The following is a 2,893-nucleotide window of genomic DNA, read 5'->3' as shown; positions in this document are numbered from 1 at the left end:
TGTATAGTCAAGCCTCACGAGCAATTAGTATTGGTCAGCTTCATGCGTCACCGCACTTCCACATCCAACCTATCAACGTCGTAGTCTTCAACGGCTCTTTAGTGGAGATAAACTCCAAGGGAAATCTAATCTTGAGGTAGGCTTCCCGCTTAGATGCTTTCAGCGGTTATCCCTTCCGAACATAGCTACCCGGCGATGCGACTGGCGTCACAACCGGTACACCAGAGGTTCGTCCACTCTGGTCCTCTCGTACTAGGAGCAGATCCTCTCAAATTTCCAACGCCCACGGTAGATAGGGACCGAACTGTCTCACGACGTTCTAAACCCAGCTCGCGTACCTCTTTAAATGGCGAACAGCCATACCCTTGGGACCTGCTTCAGCCCCAGGATGAGATGAGCCGACATCGAGGTGCCAAACACCGCCGTCGATATGAACTCTTGGGCGGTATCAGCCTGTTATCCCCAGAGTACCTTTTATCCGTTGAGCGATGGCCCTTCCATACAGAACCACCGGATCACTAAGACCTACTTTCGTACCTGCTCGACTTGTGGGTCTCGCAGTTAAGCGCGCTTTTGCCTTTATACTCTACGCGTGATTTCCGACCACGCTGAGCGCACCTTCGTACTCCTCCGTTACTCTTTAGGAGGAGACCGCCCCAGTCAAACTACCCACCAGACATGGTCCTCGTCCCGGATAACGGGACAGAGTTAGAACCTCAATATTACCAGGGTGGTATTTCAAGGATGGCTCCATAGTAACTGGCGTCACTACTTCAAAGCCTCCCACCTATCCTACACAAGTAAGATCAAAGTTCAATGTCAAGCTGCAGTAAAGGTTCACGGGGTCTTTCCGTCTAGCCGCGGGTACACCGCATCTTCACGGCGATTTCGATTTCACTGAGCCTCTGCTGGAGACAGCGCCCCCATCATTATGCCATTCGTGCAGGTCGGAACTTACCCGACAAGGAATTTCGCTACCTTAGGACCGTTATAGTTACGGCCGCCGTTTACTGGGGCTTCGATCAAGAGCTTCGCTTACGCTAACCCCATCAATTAACCTTCCAGCACCGGGCAGGCATCACACCCTATACGTCCACTTTCGTGTTTGCAGAGTGCTATGTTTTTAATAAACAGTTGCAGGGGCCTGGTTTCTGTGGCTGCCAATAGCTCAAGGAGCAAGTCCTATCACCGTCAGCAGCGTACCTTCTCCCGAAGTTACGGTACCATTTTGCCTAGTTCCTTCAGCAGAGTTCTCTCAAGCGCTTTGGTCTACTCGACCTGACCACCTGTGTCGGTTTCGGGTACGATTCCTGTGTAACTGAAGCTTAGAGACTTTTCCTGGAAGCATAGTATCAGCCACTTCACGAGTAAACTCGCTTGCTATCAGTTCTCAGCATAGAGCACCCCGGATTTGCCTAAGATGCATGCCTACAACCTTCCACCTGGACAACCAACGCCAGGCTGACTTAACTTTCTCCGTCCTCTCATCGCATTACACAGAAGTATTGGAATATTAACCAATTTCCCATCGACTACGCCTCTCGGCCTCGCCTTAGGGGTCGACTCACCCAGCCCCGATTAACGTTGGACTGGAACCCTTGGTCTTTCAGCGAACGGGTTTTTCACCCGTTTTGTCGTTACTCACGTCAGCATTCGCACTTCTGATACCTCCAGCATACTTCTCAATACACCTTCATCGGCTTACAGAACGCTCCCCTACCACGTATACTTACGTATACATCCGCAGCTTCGGCATATAGTTTTAGCCCCGTTACATCTTCCGCGCAGGCCGACTCGACTAGTGAGCTATTACGCTTTCTTTAAAGGGTGGCTGCTTCTAAGCCAACCTCCTAGCTGTCTATGCCTTCCCACATCGTTTCCCACTTAACTATAATTTTGGGGCCTTAGCTGGCGGTCTGGATTGTTTTCCTCTTGACTACGGACGTTAGCACCCGCAGTCTGTCTCCCGGATAGTACTCATAGGTATTCGGAGTTTGCATCGGTTTGGTAAGTCGGGATGACCCCCTAGCCGAAACAGTGCTCTACCCCCTATGGTATTCGTCCGAGGCGCTACCTAAATAGCTTTCGGGGAGAACCAGCTATCACCGAGTTTGATTAGCCTTTCACCCCTATCCACAAGTCATCCCCTGGCTTTTCAACGACAGTGGGTTCGGTCCTCCAGTTAGTGTTACCCAACCTTCAACCTGCTCATGGATAGATCACCCGGTTTCGGGTCTATACCCAGCAACTATACGCCCTATTAAGACTCGATTTCTCTACGGCTCCCCTATACGGTTAACCTTGCTACTGAATATAAGTCGCTGACCCATTATACAAAAGGTACGCAGTCACCAAACATGTTGGCTCCCACTGCTTGTATGCATGCGGTTTCAGGATCTATTTCACTCCCCTCACAGGGGTTCTTTTCGCCTTTCCCTCACGGTACTGGTTCACTATCGGTCAGTCAGGAGTATTTAGCCTTGGAGGATGGTCCCCCCATATTCAGACAAGGTTTCACGTGCCTCGCCCTACTCGTCATCATTATATGTGCACTTTCGTGTACGGGACTATCACCCTCTACGGTAGCACTTCCCAGAGCTTTCCGCTAATACACATATAACTTAATGGGCTGATCCCCGTTCGCTCGCCGCTACTGAGGGAATCTCAATTGATTTCTTTTCCTAAGGGTACTGAGATGTTTCACTTCCCCTCGTTCGCCTCGCATGACTATGTATTCATCATGCGATACCTACCTTATGGTAAGTGGGTTTCCCCATTCAGAAATCTCCGGATCACAGGATATTTGCCGCCTCCCCGAAGCTTATCGCAGGCTATTACGTCTTTCTTCGCCTCTGACTGCCAAGGCATCCACCACATGCACTTAATTACTTGA

The 2,893-nt window shown here is 50.4% G+C and carries 1 rRNA gene; it reads right to left on the bottom strand.

Annotated elements, in window-relative coordinates:
• Positions 1-3: 3 nt before the first annotated feature.
• A 23S ribosomal RNA gene (locus OSH00_RS20380) occupies positions 4-2,893 on the bottom strand.

Source organism: Acinetobacter nematophilus, assembly GCF_026344175.1.
Lineage (GTDB): Bacteria > Pseudomonadota > Gammaproteobacteria > Pseudomonadales > Moraxellaceae > Acinetobacter > Acinetobacter nematophilus.
Note: the sequence above shows the minus strand (reverse complement) of the source record. Positions and strands in the feature narration are given on the sequence as shown.